Consider the following 13,645-nt stretch of genomic DNA (forward strand, 5'->3'; position numbering starts at 1 on the left):
TGCCACAGAGCCCACCCCCGCCGTCCAGGCAAAAAGGGCCCCCTCGGCCGGGGCAACCCCCTGTGCCCTCCCCCCCCGGCGCCCCCCCCCCCCCCCCCCCCCCCGCCCCCCGGGGGGGGGCCCCCCCCGCGGCGGGGGGGGGGGGGGGGGGGGGGGGGGGGGGGGGGGGGGGGCGGGGCGCCCCCCCGCCCCCCCCCCCCCCCCCCCCCCCCCCCCCCCCCCCCCCCCCCCCCCCGCCGTCCGACCGGCCCGCACGGACCCGGGGTTCCCGGGGGGAGGCGCGGGCCGCGGGCCGGCAGCGCCTACAGGACCTCCGCCCCCGGCTTCACCATGCCGCGGGCCGTACGGGACTTCACGAAGCTGCCGAGCCCCGTCATCTCCCACTCGCCCGAGAACTGCTTGATCAACTTCGCCATCATGACGCCCGTCTGGGGCTCCGCGCCCGTGAGGTCGAAGCGCACGAGTTCCTCGCCGCTCGCCGCGTCGATCAACCGGCAGTACGCCTTGGCGACCTCGGTGAACTTCTGGCCGGAGAAGGAGTTGACGGTGAAGACCAGACCCGTCGCCTCCGCCGGGATGCGGCCGAGGTCGACCACGATCACCTCGTCGTCCCCCGCGCCCTCGCCCGTCAGGTTGTCGCCGGAGTGCTTGATCGCGCCGTTGAGGATGGAGAGCTTGCCGAAGTAGCAGGTGTCCAGGTGGTTGCGCTGCGGGCCGTAGGCGATCACCGAGGCGTCCAGGTCGATGTCCTTGCCGCGGAACGCGGGTTCCCAGCCGAGGCCCATCTTGACCTGGGACAGCAGCGGCCGGCCGCCCTTGACCAGGGAGACCGTCTGGTTCTTCTGGAGGCTGACCCGCCCCTTGTCCAGGTTGATCTTTCCGGTGCCGGCCGGGGCGGCGGGGGCCGCGGGGGCGGGCGGCGCCGCCGGTGCCTGGGCGGTCGAGCGCGGGTCGGCCGGCGGGGCGGACGGCATCGGGGGCGCCGCGGGCGCCGCCGCGGGCTCCTCGACCGAGACCCCGAAGTCCGTGGCGATCCCGGCGAGGCCGTTGGCGTACCCCTGGCCGACGGCGCGGGCCTTCCAGGCGCCGCCGCGCAGATAGATCTCCATGACCACCAGGGCCGTCTCGGAACCGAGGCGGGGCGGCGTGAAGGTGGCGATCACGCTCCCGTCGTCGCCGTTGCGCAGGGTGGCCGTGGGCTCGATGCCCTGGAACGTCTGGCCCGCCGCGTCGGGGCTCGCCGTCACCACGATCTTCTCGATGCCGGGCGGCACGGCCGCGGTGTCCACCACGATCGCGTCGGGAGCGGAGCCGCCGCCCGAGCGGTAGCTCACACCGGGGCCCTGGGGCTGGTTGTAGAAGATGAAGTCGTCGTCCGAGCGCACCTTGCCGTCGGCGGTGAGCAGCAGGCCCGAGACGTCGAGCCGCACGGGGGCGGCCACGTCCACCGTCACGCGGGCGGTCGGGAGGGGAAGATTCGAGCCAGGCGTCATTGCGGTCATGCTCCGGGAACGAGCGGCACCGCTTTGCGGTTCCTTGAACCTGGGCCGACCGGCCGACCCGGGCGGTCCTTGAGCCCGGGCGAGGTGGCGCGTACCGGCGGTCAGTGCGGCCAGACGGGCGGGTCCGTCGTGAAGTGGCCGCCGAGGAAGGCGTGCTCGGGCCGGTCCGGATCGAGTTCGCCCTGCTCGGCGACGAGCTTCGCGGCGTACGGCTCGGAGTCGTCCCGCGGCTCGTAGCCGAGTGCCCGGGCGGAGGAAAGGTCCCACCACAGGCGGGTGTTGGCGGACGAGCCGTACACCACGGTGTGTCCGACGCCCTCGGCGCCGAGCGCCGCGTCGAAGAGGCGGGCCCCGTCGGCGGGGCTCATCCAGACCGACAGCATCCGTACGGAGGTCGGCTCGGGGAAGCAGGAGCCGATGCGGACCGAGACGGTCTCCAGGCCGTGCTTGTCCCAGTAGAACTGCGCGAGGTCCTCGCCGAACGCCTTGGAGAGGCCGTAGAAGGTGTCGGGGCGGTGCGGGGTGGTCACCGGGATCAGCGGGTCCGCGCCCTCGGGGCGGGGCGTGAAGCCGACCGCGTGGTTGGAGGAGGCGAACACGATCCGCCGCACGCCCTCCGCGCGGGCCGCCTCGTAGAGGTGGTACGTGCCTTCGATGTTGGCCCGCAGGATCTTGTCGAAGGAGGACTCCAGCGAGATGCCCGCGAGGTGCAGCACGGCATCGACCCCGCGCACCGCTTCGCGCAGCGCGTCCCTGTCGGCGAGGTCGGCGGTGATCGCGTCCGGCTCGCCCGGGACGGGCAGGAGGTCCAGGAGGCGCAGCTCGTAGCCGTACGCGGGGAGCAGCTCGCGCATCAGGGTGCCGAGGCCGCCGGCGGCGCCGGTGAGCAGGACGGTGCGGGGGCGGGGCATGGGCTCTCCTCGGGGGTGGGTCGGGCCCGGGCGCGCGGACCGCGTGAGCAAGCGCGGCCATGAACAGGTGCGTCCATGAACCAGCACGCCCACGAACAGCGCTGCTGCATCCCTGGACAACATTCACAACCGTGGACACGCTAGGGACGCTGTCCGAACGGCGTCAAGAGGGCGCCCCGGTGCTCAATCCGCTGGTGCGCCCCGGCTGTTGACCTTGACCGGCGCCGGAACGCGGGCTTAGCGTGGAGATGTTCAGAGATATGGACGTCAATCAGAACTGTGCACGACGGTCCTTGCCCAGGGAGCAGCCCGTGACCCCAGCCCCGCTCGCCGCCCGTCTCACTCACGTCAGCGGCCCCCTGTTCTTCCCCGTGACCGCGTACGGGCCGGACGGCAGCCTCGACCTCGACACCTTCCGCACCCATGTGCGCCAGGGGATCGAGGCCGGGGCGGCGGCCGTGTTCGCCTGCTGCGGCACGGGGGAGTTCCACGCGCTGACCCCGCAGGAGTTCCGGGTCTGTGTCGCCGCGGCCGTCGAGGAGAGCGGGGGGCGGGTGCCCGTGGTCGCGGGCGCCGGGTACGGCACGGCCCTCGCCGTGCAGTTCGCCCGGCTCGCCGAGGAGGCCGGGGCGGACGGGCTGCTCGCGATGCCGCCCTACCTCGTCGTCGCCGACCAGGCCGGGCTCCTCGCGCACTACACCGAACTGGCCGCGGCGACCTCGCTCGACATCATCGTCTACCAGCGCGACAACGCGGTCCTGACCCCCAGGACCGCCGTCGAACTCGCCCGCGTCGAGCGGATCATCGGCTTCAAGGACGGCCTGGGCGACCTCGACCTGATGCAGCGGATCGTCAGCGCCGTACGGTCGGCGGGCCTCGACCCGCTGTACTTCAACGGGCTTCCCACCGCCGAACTCACCGGCCTCGCCTACCGCGGCATCGGCATCACGCTGTACTCCTCCGCGGTCTTCTGCTTCGCGCCCGACATCGCGCTCGCCTTCCACCGGGCCCTGGAATCCGGCGACGACGCGACGGCCAACCGGCTGCTCGACGGATTCTTCGTGCCGCTGGTCGAACTGCGCAACCAGGGCCGCGGGTACGCCGTGTCGCTGGTCAAGGCGGGGGTGCGGCTGGGCGGCCTCGATGTCGGCGAGGTGCGTCCGCCGCTGAGCGAGCCCGACCCCGCCCACGTCAAGCAGCTGGCCGAACTGATCGAGCGGGGGCGTGGGTTGCTGGGGGCGAGTGGGGCGGGCCCTGCGGGGGTGCGGCCGTCGGGTGCTGGTGCGCCGGGTGGTGCGGGTGCGGGTGCGGGTGCGGGTGCCGGTGCGGGTGCGGGTTCGGGTGCCGGTACGGATTCGGGTGCCGGTGCCGGTGCCGGGGGCGTCGGGGTGGGCGGGTGAAGGCGTCCGCGTTCCTGTACCCCTGGGACGTCATCGGGGATCCGGACGCCGCCGCCCGCATCGCGGATCTCGGTGTGCGCCAGGTGACGCTCGCCTCCGCGTACCACTCGACCCGTGCCCTCACCCCGCGCCACCCGCGCCACCGCATCGTCACGGCCGGGCATGCCGCGGTGCTGTATCAGCCGGACGAACTGTATTGGCACGGACGGGAGTTGAAGCCGTACGCGGCCGGTGAATGGGCTCCCGGGGACGCCTTCGGGCGGGCCGCGGAGGCGCTCGCCGCGGCGGGCCTCGATGTGCACTCCTGGGTGGTGCTGGCGCACAACTCCCGGCTCGGCGCGGAGCACCCCGAGACGTCGGTCGTCAACGCGTACGGGGACCGCTATCCCTGGGCGCCCTGCATAGCTCAGCCCCGGGTGCGGGCCCTGCTCGTCGCACTCGCGGCCGAGGCGGCGGTGCGGCCCGGCGCGCTGGGCACGGAACTGGAGTCGTGCGGGTGGTACGGCATGTCGCATCTGCACGCCCACGACAAGATCGCGGGGGTGGGGCTGGACGACACCGCGCAGTACCTGATGTCGCTCTGCTTCTGCCCGTCCTGCGAGGAGGGGTACGAGCAACTTGGGCTGGCGGTGGGTGAGTTGCGGGTACGGGTGCGGGCGGCGCTCGAACCGGCGTGGCGGGGCGGTGCGGTGGACGCGTCCGGCGCGGACCTGCTCGCGGCCACGCTGGGGTTCCGGGCGCGGGTGGCGCGGGAGTTCCAGGAGGCGGCGGTGGGGGCGGTACGCGCCCGGGCCGGCGCGGGGTTCCAGGTCCTGCTGCACGCGGATCCCCGGCCGGAGCGGTGCGGGGCGAATGTGGGGGTGGATTGGGTGGGGGTGTTCGGTGTGGCTGATGGGGTGGTGGTGCCGGGGGGTGTCACCTCCGGTGTGGGTGGGATGGGTTTGGGGGGTTTTGGTTCGGGGGGCTCGGGCTGGGGTGCTGCGGCGGGGGTTGTGGCGGCCAACTTCACCGTGGTGTCGGGGATGGGGGGCCGGCCCGAGGAGTTGGCGGAGGATGCGGCTCGGGCCCGGGCCTGGGGGGCGACTGAGCTTCGGCTCTACCATGCGGGGTTGGCGTCGGACGGGGATCTTGAGGTGGTGCGGAGGGCTGGGGTGCTGGGGTAGGGCTCTGGGGCTCTGCCCCTGGCCCCGGGGGGTTCGCCCACCCGCCCGCCCGTGCAGCGGGTCGGATAGGCCCGGGCCCTGGGGCTGCGCCCCAGACCCCCTTCGCGCCTGAACGGCGCTCGTCCTCAATCGCCGGACGGGCTGAGGATGCGCATGCGGGCCAGCACCGGTCCTGCCAGGGGCGCGGGGAACTGCGCGAGTAGCGGGCACGGTCCGCACACGATCGAGGGGTTGAGGGGCGCAGGGAACTGCGCAAACCCCGGGCCGGCCCGGCCCTGCCAGGGGCGCGGGGAACTGCGCGAGCAAGCGGGCACGGTCCGCACACGACCGCGGGGTTGAGGGGCGCGGGGAACTGCGCATGCCCCGGGCGCCCCAGCCCCGCCGGGGCTACCCGCAGTAGGACACGGTGCGGCAAAGAATGTCGGGTTTCCCCTGGCGGGGCGCGTGTGATGCGCGTAGACAGGCGCCCATGCGCATTCTCACCAAAGCCGCCACCACCACCGCCGCCCTCGCCATCACCGGCGTTGCCTTCTACGGCGTCGGCGCCGCCTCCGCCGACAATTCCACGCCGAAGTCGGACCGCGAGATCCCCAACATCACCAAGGTCGAAGACAAGATCAACGCCTACTACGGCGGTGCGGCCGACGCGTCCGGCGCCTACCAGGCGTCGCCCAAGAGCAACTACGCCAAGCAGGTCGCGGAGATCGAGGCCCGCGCCAAGCGGCAGATCAAGCACGCCGCCGAGCACCCCGGACGGGACGGCCGTAAGCCCGCCATCGTGCTCGACGTCGACGACACGACGCTGCTGACCTACGACTACGAGAAGAAGAACGGCTTCGCCTACAACGCCGCCGCCTTCGACGCGTACGTCCAGAGCGCGCGCTCGATCGCCGTGTTCGGCATGCCGGACCTGGTCAACTACGCGGCCGGGAAGGGCGTCACCGTCTTCTTCCTCACCGGCCGCGACGTCTCGCAGCGCGACGCCAGCGCCGTGAACCTCACCAGGGCGGGCTACCAGGTGCCGGTCGACGCCGCGCACTTCTTCCTGAAGGACAAGGCCAACCCGCCGGCCTACCTGAGCTGCGGCAAGCCCACCTGGACCTGCTCGACGGTCGACTACAAGGCGGGCACCCGCAAGCACATCGAGTCGCTCGGCTACAACATCGTCGCCAACCTCGGCGACCAGTACACCGACCTCTCCGGCGGCTTCGCCGACAAGACGTACAAGATTCCCAACCCGATGTACTTCCTGCCGTAGTGCCGTAGTGACGCGGTGCCCCGGCCCGGTTTCGGGCCGGGGCGTTCCGTCAGGGTGTCCCCAGCGCCGCTTTCATCATCGCCCGGGCGACCGGGCCCGCCAGGCCGTTGCCGCTGACCTCCGAACGTTCGGCGTCGGAGTCCTGGACGACCACCGCCACCGCGATCTCCTTGCCGGTCTTCGGGTCCTTGGCGAACGAGGTGAACCAGGCGTACGGCTTCTTGGAGTTGTCGACCCCGTGCTGGGCGGTGCCCGTCTTCGCGCCCACCTCCATGCCGGGGATCTTCGCGTTGGTGCCGGTGCCGTCGCTCACCACCGAGAGCATCGCGCTGTACAGCTGCCGCGCCGACTTCGAGGACAGGATCCGCTTCCCGCCGGAGCCCGAGCCCGGGTCCGCGTCGGGATAGGACTGCAAGGTGCTGCCCCGGGAGTCCGTCACCTTGGACACCATGTGCGGCGACGCCAGCACACCGTCGTTGGCTATGGCGGCCGACACCATCGCCATCTGCATCGGTGTGGCGGTCACATCGAACTGGCCGATGCCGGACAGGGCGGTGGACGACGGGTTCATGTTCTTCGGGTACACACTCGCCGCCGCGCGCACCGGCACGTCCAGCTCCGCGTCGTTGAAGCCGAACTTCTCGGCCATCGCCCGCACCTTGTCCTGGCCCAGGTCCACGGCCATCTTGCCGAACACGTTGTTGCAGGAGTACGCGAGCGCGGTACGGATCGAGGCGTTCTCGCAGGGCGCGGACGCCGACTCGTTGCGCAGGTCGGTCGTCGTGCCGGGCATCCGGTACGGGTTGGGGCTCGCGGTCTTCGTGTCGATGTCCGGGTAGAGCCCGTTCTCCAGCGCCGCCGACGCCACCACGAGTTTGAACGTGGAGCCGGGGGCGAGCGGCTGGCGCAGCGCCCGGTTGAGCATGGGTTGGCTCTTGTCCTCGGAGAGCTGCTTCCAGGCGTCGCCGGCCGCCGACGAGGAACCCGCGATCCGGCTCGGGTCGTACGACGGGGTGGAGACCATGCCGAGGATGCGGCCGGTCTTCGGGTCCATCGCGACCGCCGCGCCCTCGTTGTGGCCGAGCGCCTGGTAGCCGGCCTTCTGCACCGTGGGGTCGATGGTGGTCAGCACGTCACCGCCGGCCGCCCGCTGCCGGGTGAGCGCGTCCAGGGGGTTCTGCATGCGCGGGTCGCTGCCGTCCAGGACCTTGGAGTAGATCCCCTCCAGCTGGGTCGCTCCGTACACCTGTGAGGCGTAGCCGGTCACCGGTGCGTACAGCGGGCCGTCCTGGTAGGTGCGCTGGTAGGTGAGGTCGCCGCTCTTCGTCCTTTCCGAGCCGGTGACCGGGGATCCGGCCACGATGATGTCCCCGAGCGGCTGCGCGTACTCCGCGATGGTGTTCCGCCGGTTCAGCTTGTCGTCCGCGAGGGCCTGGCCTTTGTAGAACTGCACGTAGGTGGCTCGACCGATGAGGGCGAGCACCATCAGCAGACAGAAGACCGAGGCGCGCCTGATTGTCTTGTTCATCCCGTACGCAAGACGGACGGGCCGGGGCGCCGAGTTCCTGTCGTCCCGGTTTCTCAGGCAACCTTCATCGGGGCCGGACGAAGCCCGATTCGTAGGCCGCGATCACCGCCTGGGTGCGGTCGCGGGCGCCCGTCTTGGCCAGGACCGAGGCCACATGGGTCTTCACGGTGGCCGGGCCGACGCCCATCCGCCCGGCGATCTCCGCGTTGGTGAGGCCGGTCGCCATCAGGCGCAGCACCTGCTCCTCGCGCTCGGTGAGCCGGGCCGTCCAGGGCGCGCCGGCCGCGCGTACCGGGGCGTGCCGCACGGCCAGCTCCCGCAGCCGGCCGGGGAACAGCAGCGAGTCGCCGCCCGCGACGAGGCGGACCGCCTGGATCAGCTCCTCGGGCGCGGCCCGCTTCAGGAGGAACCCCGAGGCCCCGGCGCGCAGCGCGTCGTACACATAGCTGTCGTTCTCGAAGGTCGTGACCACCACGATCCGCGGCGCGGGCGCGAGGGTGGCCAGGATCTGCTCGGTGGCGCGGATGCCGTCGATCTCCGGCATGCGCACGTCCATCAGGACCACGTCGGGCCGCCGGTCGCGGACGACCGCGACGGCCTCCGCGCCGGTGGCGGCCTCACCCACGACCTCGAGCCCGGGCTCGGCGTCGAGGATGACCCGCAGCGCGGTGCGCACCATGCGCTCGTCGTCGGCCACCACCACCCGGACCGGCCCGCTCATCGCGCACCGCCCAGCGGCAGCCGGGCGCGCAGGCGCCAGACGCCGTCCGCCGGGCCCGCCGCCACGTGGCCGCCGAGCAGGGCCGCCCGCTCCGCCATGCCGCGCAGGCCGCGTCCGCCGCCGGGGCGCACCAGCGGCGCCGCGCCGGACAGGGGGTTCTCCATCATCAGGGCCAACTCTCCGCCGCTGACGGCGACGTTCAGGGTGACGGACATGTCGGATGAACTCCCGCCGTGGCGAAGGGCGTTGGTGAGGCCCTCCTGGACGATCCGGTACGCCTCGCGCGAGACGAGCTCGGGCACGCGGGCCGGATCGCCCTCAAGGACGTACGCCACCTCGATGCCCGTACGGGACAGCAGGTCCGCGAGGGCGGCGAGGTCCGGGGTGGCGAGGTCGCCGTCGTCCTGGCGCAACAGGCCGAGTACGGCGTCGAGTTCGCCGACCGTGCGCCGGGTGGTCTCCTCGATCGCGGCGAGCGCCTCGCGCACGAAGGCGGGATCGGCGTCCAGGACGCGGCGGGCCGCGCTCGCCTGGAGGGTCACCGCGCTCAGCGCGTGGCCCACCGAGTCGTGCAGCTCGCGGGCGAGCCGGTTGCGCACGGCCAGTTCCGCCGCGCGCCGCTCGGCCTCGGCCAGGCGGTCGGCGGGCGCCGGGCCGAGCAGGACGGGGGCGGCCCGGGCCAGCAGGGCCCCGGCCGCCGCCGAGCACGCCGCGAGGCCGAGCAGCATCGCGATCCCGGCGAGCGGGGCGAGGGCGATGCCCCAGTCGGTCGACAGCGGCCCCCCGGCGTAGGCGGCGCTGCGGCGCAGTCCCGGGAAGACGGGCAGGGCGATCAGGAACACCGTGAACGGCGGCAGCGCCAGGCTCATCCCGCTCAGGATTCCGCCGAGCGCCACGTGCAGCGCGTACCAGGCGGCGGCGCGCAGCCGGGCGTCGAAGGAGCGGGCGGGCCCGTCGGCGAGGGCCGGCGCCTCCACCCCGCACAGGGCGCGCACGCCGGACACGAGCAGGGGCCGGGCGATCGGCACAAGCCCCGAGACGGCGGCGAGGGGCAGGGCGACGGCGAACGTGACGAGGGCGCGGGGAAAGGAGTCGAAGGCGCTCCTGCCGGGGGCGACGGCGCCGACGACGACGGAGCCCACCAGGAAGTACGGCATCAGCAGGGCGCCGCCCAGGACCAGGTGGACCCAGCGGTGGCGGGCTTTCAGGCCGAACAGGGTGCGGACTGGGGGCGGGGAGGGCATCCCTTCACCTTCCCGGGGCGGGTTGCCCGGCGCGTCGTGCTGCTGGGGGATTCGGCTCCGCCGCGCGGGGGAGCCCGGGAGCCCGAGGGGCCGAGGTGGTTGGCGTGGTCGGTGGCCGGCGTTGGGGGGCTTTGCCTAAGGGCCCCTCGCGCCGTCCCTCGGCTGCGGGCGGTGGCGGGCCGGTCGCGCGGTTCCTCGCGCCCCTGGGGGCGGGGACGGGCGGTCGGGGGAGTGAGGGTCAGAGGCGGCGGGTGGCGAGCGTCAGGCGGTCCCGGGCGTCGAACAGGGCGTCCTTCACCATCTGTTCGTGGGCGGGAGTCAGCCGCGCCACGGGGACCGAGCAGCTGATCGCGTCGCGGGCGGGAGTGCGGTACGGGATCGCGACGCCGAAGCAGCGCAGGCCGAGCGTGTTCTCCTCGCGGTCCACGGCATAGCCCTGTTCGCGGACGAGGTGGAGCTCCTCGATGAGCTTCTCGCGGTCGGTGATCGTGTGCTCGGTGAGCTGCTGGAGGGTCTCGGGGAGCAGCTTGCGCACCTGCTCGTCGCTGTGGGTGGCGAGCAGCGCCTTGCCGAGCGAGGTGGAGTGGGCGGGCAGGCGGCGGCCGACGCGGGTGAACGGGCGCAGATAGTGCTGGGACTGGCGGGTGGCGAGGTAGACCACGTTCGTGCCGTCGAGGCGGGCGAGGTGGATGGTCTCGGTGGTGTCGTCCGAGAGCCGGTCGAGGGTGGGGCGGGCCGCCGCCACCACCTCGTCGCCGTCGATGTACGAGGTGCCGACCAGCAGGGCCCGTACGCCGATGCCGTACCGCGTGCCGGTGGCGTCCGTCTCCACCCAGCCGAGCTCGACCAGGGTGCGCAGCAACATGTACAGACTGGACTTCGGGTATCCGACCGCTTCCTGGACCGCGGCGAGGGAGTGCATTCCGGGCCGCCCTGCGAAATACTCGAGCAACTCGACCGTCCGCACCGCGGACTTGACCTGTGCTCCACCCGATTCGACCGCCGGCATCCAGCACCCCGCTCCTTCTCGCCATGGCTTCTTGCCAAGGCGGAACGCCCGTTAATAGAGTCCCAGCATATTCAGCATCGGGAACTCTGTTCAGAATACCGAACAAGTCCTGGTGGGGGCAGTAGCGGACCGGGCAGTGGAAGGACAACGCGGTGAGCGCAGCAGCACCAGTCTGGAGTGTCGACCCCCGAACAGGGAAGCCGCGCGAAGAGGTTGCGGTCGAAGCCACGCCGCAGGAGGTGGACCAGGCGGTGCGGGCCGCGTGGGCCACGCGCGCGGCGCTGGCTCCGCTGAGCGTACGCGCCGTCCTCCTGCGGGCCGCCGCCGACCTCCTGGACGCGTCGGCCGAGCACGTGGTGGAGGCCGCCGACGCCGAGACGGCGCTCGGGCCCGTCCGCCTCACCGGTGAACTCGCGCGCACCACCGCCCAGTTGAGGGCGTTCGCCGAGGCCGTCGAGGACGGCTCCTTCCTCGACATACGCATCGACCACGCCGACCCGTCCCGCACCCCGCCGTGGCCGGACCTGCGGCGCATCAAGGTCCCGCTCGGGGTCGTCGCCGTCTACTCGGCCTCGAACTTCCCGCTCGCCTTCTCCGTGCCCGGCGGCGACACCGCGAGCGCGCTCGCGGCGGGCTGCCCGGTCGTGGTCAAGGCGCACCCGGACCACCCGGCCACCTCCGAACTCTGTGTCTCGCTGCTGCGCCGGGCCGCCGTCCGGGCCGGGCTGCCCGAGGACGTCGTCGTCCTGGTGCACGGCTTCACCGCGGGCGTCGAGCTCGTACGCCATCCGCTGGTGTCGGCCGCCGGGTTCACCGGGTCGGTGCGCGGCGGGCGGGCCCTGTTCGACGCCGCTGCCGCGCGGCCCGTGCCCATCCCCTTCCACGGCGAACTGGGCTCCCTCAACCCGGTGGTGGTGACGGCGGCCGCGGCCGAGGAGCGGGGCGAGGAGATCGGCGCGGGGCTCGGGGCCTCCCTTTCGATGGGGGTCGGCCAGTTCTGCACCAAGCCCGGCTTCGTCCTCGCGCCGCAGGGTGCGGCGGGCGACGCGCTGCTCAAGGCGCTCACGGCCGCCGTCAGCGACACCGACGCCGGGGTGATGCTCGACCACCGGATGCGGGACGCGTTCGTCGCCGGGGTCGCCGAGCGGGCGGCGCTGCCCGGGGTCGAGGCCCCGGTCACGCCCGGCGCGGGCGGGCAGCACACCGTGAGCGGGGGGTTCCTGACCGTGCCGGCGGCGCTGCTGGTGGCGGAGGGGGAGCACGACCTGCTCCTGGAGGAGTGCTTCGGGCCGGTGACGGTGGTGGCCCGGTACGCGGACGAGTCCGAGATCGAGGCCGTGCTCGCGCGGCTGCCCGGCAATCTCACCGCGACCCTTCAGCTGTCCTCGGCCGAGGCGCGGGGGGAGGGCGGCGGGGCCCAACTCCTCGCGCTGCTCACGCCGTTGGCGGGGCGGGTGCTGGTGGACGGCTGGCCCACGGGGGTGGCGGTGGCGCCCGCGCAGCACCACGGGGGGCCGTACCCGGCGACGACGTCGACGTCCACCTCGGTGGGGGTCACCGCGGTGGAGCGGTGGTTGCGGCCGGTGACGTACCAGTCGACTCCTTCGGCGCTGCTTCCGCCGGAGTTGCGGGACGGGAATCCGTTGGGGGTGCCGCGGAGGGTGGATGGGGTGCTGGGTTGAGGGGTGGCCGCTCCCTCGGGGGCCCGGGGCCCGGCTCCCTGGGGCTGCGCCCCGGCCCTGCTGGGGGGCTTCGCCCCTCGGGCCCCGGGGGTTTGCCCACCCGCCCGCCCGTGCGGCGGGGTGGAGGGTGCCTGGCCCTGGGGCTGCGCCCCAGACCCGCTGAGGGGCTTCGCCCCTCGGGCCCCGGCGGGGCTTCGCCCCTGCACCCCAAGCTCCGCCCCTCGGGCATGGCGGGGGCCGCGGCCCGGGCCGGGACGGGTGCGGGCCGGGAATGGGGCGTGCGGGGTGCGTGTTGGCGTAGAACGTACGACCTTCAACAAAGTGAGAGAAGTGACATGCGCGTCGAGATCTGGAGCGACATCGCCTGCCCGTGGTGCTACATCGGCAAGGCCCGGTTCGAGAAGGGGCTGGCCGCGTTCGCCCACCGGGACGACGTCGAGGTGGTCCACCGCTCCTTCGAGCTCGACCCGAACCGGCCCAAGGGCGACATTGGGCCGGTGATCCCCATGCTGGCCGCTAAGTACGGCCGCACCCTGGAGGAGGCCCGCGCCATGGAGGCGAACGTCGCCTCCAACGCGCACGCCGAGGGACTCGGCTACCTCGCCGACGGCCGCGACCACGGCAACACCTTCGACATCCACCGCGTCCTGCACCTGGCCAAGGCGCGCGGGCGCCAGAGCGAGCTGCTCGACCTCGCCTACCGGACGAACTTCGCCGAGGAGCGCTCCGTCTTCGACCCCGCGGTGCTGGCCGAGATCGCGGTCGCGGCGGGTCTGGACGCCGAGGAGGTCCGTACGGTCATCGCCGACGAGAACGCCTACGCCGACGCGGTACGGGCCGACGAACGCGAGGCCGCCGAGCTCGGCGCCAACGCCGTACCCTTCTTCGTGCTCGACCGGAAGTACGGCATCTCCGGCGGGCAGCCCGCCGAGGTCTTCGCGCAGGCCCTCGACCAGGCCTGGCAGGAGCGCACCCCGGCGCTGCGGCCCCTCGGCGACGCCGCCGGCGACCGGGCCGGGGGCGACGGCGAGACCTGTGGGCCGGACGGGTGCGAGGTGCCCCGCTGACCCGGTCCGCCCAGCGCCGCTGACCGCCCGGCACCGCTGGCCAGACCGGCGCCGCTGACCGCCCGGCGCCGCTGACCGCCCGGCACCGCCGCCCCCCCGGCACGGCCCCCGGCCGCCGGGCAGGCGCCGGCCCGGCCGCCCGGCCCGGGGCGCCACTCCC

The 13,645-nt window shown here is 73.5% G+C and carries 11 protein-coding genes; 5 read left to right on the plus strand and 6 right to left on the minus strand.

The window, feature by feature from the left end; translation table 11 throughout:
• Nucleotides 1-302 precede the first annotated feature (302 nt).
• Together ACGF3I_RS28115 and ACGF3I_RS28120 are read right to left on the minus strand one after the other, a co-directional pair.
• Nucleotides 303-1,502: a TerD family protein gene (locus ACGF3I_RS28115; RefSeq protein ID WP_393136747.1), complete on the minus strand. Its 1,200-nt coding sequence runs from the start codon at nt 1,500-1,502 to the stop codon at nt 303-305.
• 101 nt (nt 1,503-1,603) lie between these two features.
• Nucleotides 1,604-2,413 carry an NAD-dependent epimerase/dehydratase family protein gene (locus ACGF3I_RS28120; protein ID WP_393136750.1) on the minus strand — a complete coding sequence of 270 codons (810 nt, stop codon included), beginning with the start codon at nt 2,411-2,413 and terminating at the stop codon, nt 1,604-1,606.
• Nucleotides 2,414-2,724: 311 nt separating this feature from the next.
• Here ACGF3I_RS28120 and ACGF3I_RS28125 point away from each other — a divergent pair, with 311 nt between their 5' ends.
• The 3 genes from ACGF3I_RS28125 (at nt 2,725) to ACGF3I_RS28135 (ending at nt 6,234) form a co-directional block, all read left to right on the plus strand.
• Nucleotides 2,725-3,813 carry a 5-dehydro-4-deoxyglucarate dehydratase gene (locus tag ACGF3I_RS28125; protein ID WP_393136752.1) on the plus strand — a complete coding sequence of 363 codons (1,089 nt, stop codon included), beginning with the start codon at nt 2,725-2,727 and terminating at the stop codon, nt 3,811-3,813.
• The gene (locus tag ACGF3I_RS28130; RefSeq protein WP_393136754.1) at nt 3,810-4,976 is read left to right on the plus strand and encodes a hypothetical protein; all 1,167 of its coding nucleotides are present in this window, start codon (nt 3,810-3,812) and stop codon (nt 4,974-4,976) included. Before ACGF3I_RS28125 ends, ACGF3I_RS28130 begins: the two co-directional genes overlap by 4 nt.
• 469 nt (nt 4,977-5,445) lie before the next feature.
• Nucleotides 5,446-6,234 carry an HAD family acid phosphatase gene (locus ACGF3I_RS28135; RefSeq protein ID WP_393136756.1) on the plus strand — a complete coding sequence of 263 codons (789 nt, stop codon included), beginning with the start codon at nt 5,446-5,448 and terminating at the stop codon, nt 6,232-6,234.
• Between the two features lie 49 nt (nt 6,235-6,283).
• Here ACGF3I_RS28135 and ACGF3I_RS28140 read toward each other — a convergent pair whose 3' ends face one another.
• The 4 genes from ACGF3I_RS28140 to ACGF3I_RS28155 form a co-directional block, all read right to left on the minus strand.
• On the minus strand, nt 6,284-7,762 hold the full coding sequence (locus ACGF3I_RS28140; RefSeq protein ID WP_393136758.1) for a peptidoglycan D,D-transpeptidase FtsI family protein: 1,479 nt from the start codon (nt 7,760-7,762) through the stop codon (nt 6,284-6,286).
• A 64-nt stretch (nt 7,763-7,826) separates the two neighbouring features.
• Nucleotides 7,827-8,483, minus strand: a complete 657-nt coding sequence (locus tag ACGF3I_RS28145; RefSeq protein ID WP_393136760.1) for a response regulator — start codon at nt 8,481-8,483, stop codon at nt 7,827-7,829.
• Nucleotides 8,480-9,727, minus strand: a complete 1,248-nt coding sequence (locus tag ACGF3I_RS28150; protein WP_393136762.1) for a sensor histidine kinase — start codon at nt 9,725-9,727, stop codon at nt 8,480-8,482. The genes ACGF3I_RS28145 and ACGF3I_RS28150 overlap by 4 nt, the downstream gene beginning before the upstream one ends.
• A gap of 238 nt (nt 9,728-9,965) precedes the next feature.
• Entirely contained in the window at nt 9,966-10,736 is a 771-nt protein-coding gene (locus ACGF3I_RS28155; protein ID WP_393136764.1) for an IclR family transcriptional regulator, read from the minus strand.
• 152 nt (nt 10,737-10,888) lie between these two features.
• Between ACGF3I_RS28155 and ACGF3I_RS28160 the strand changes: the two genes are divergently transcribed.
• Nucleotides 10,889-12,418, plus strand: coding sequence for an aldehyde dehydrogenase (NADP(+)) (locus ACGF3I_RS28160; RefSeq protein WP_393136766.1), 1,530 nt, complete (start codon nt 10,889-10,891; stop codon nt 12,416-12,418).
• Between the two features lie 335 nt (nt 12,419-12,753).
• Nucleotides 12,754-13,485 carry a DsbA family oxidoreductase gene (locus tag ACGF3I_RS28165; RefSeq protein WP_393136768.1) on the plus strand — a complete coding sequence of 244 codons (732 nt, stop codon included), beginning with the start codon at nt 12,754-12,756 and terminating at the stop codon, nt 13,483-13,485.
• The last annotated feature ends 160 nt before the right edge of the window (nt 13,486-13,645 follow it).

This window comes from Streptomyces sp. NPDC048111 (assembly GCF_043202815.1).
Classification (GTDB): domain Bacteria; phylum Actinomycetota; class Actinomycetes; order Streptomycetales; family Streptomycetaceae; genus Streptomyces.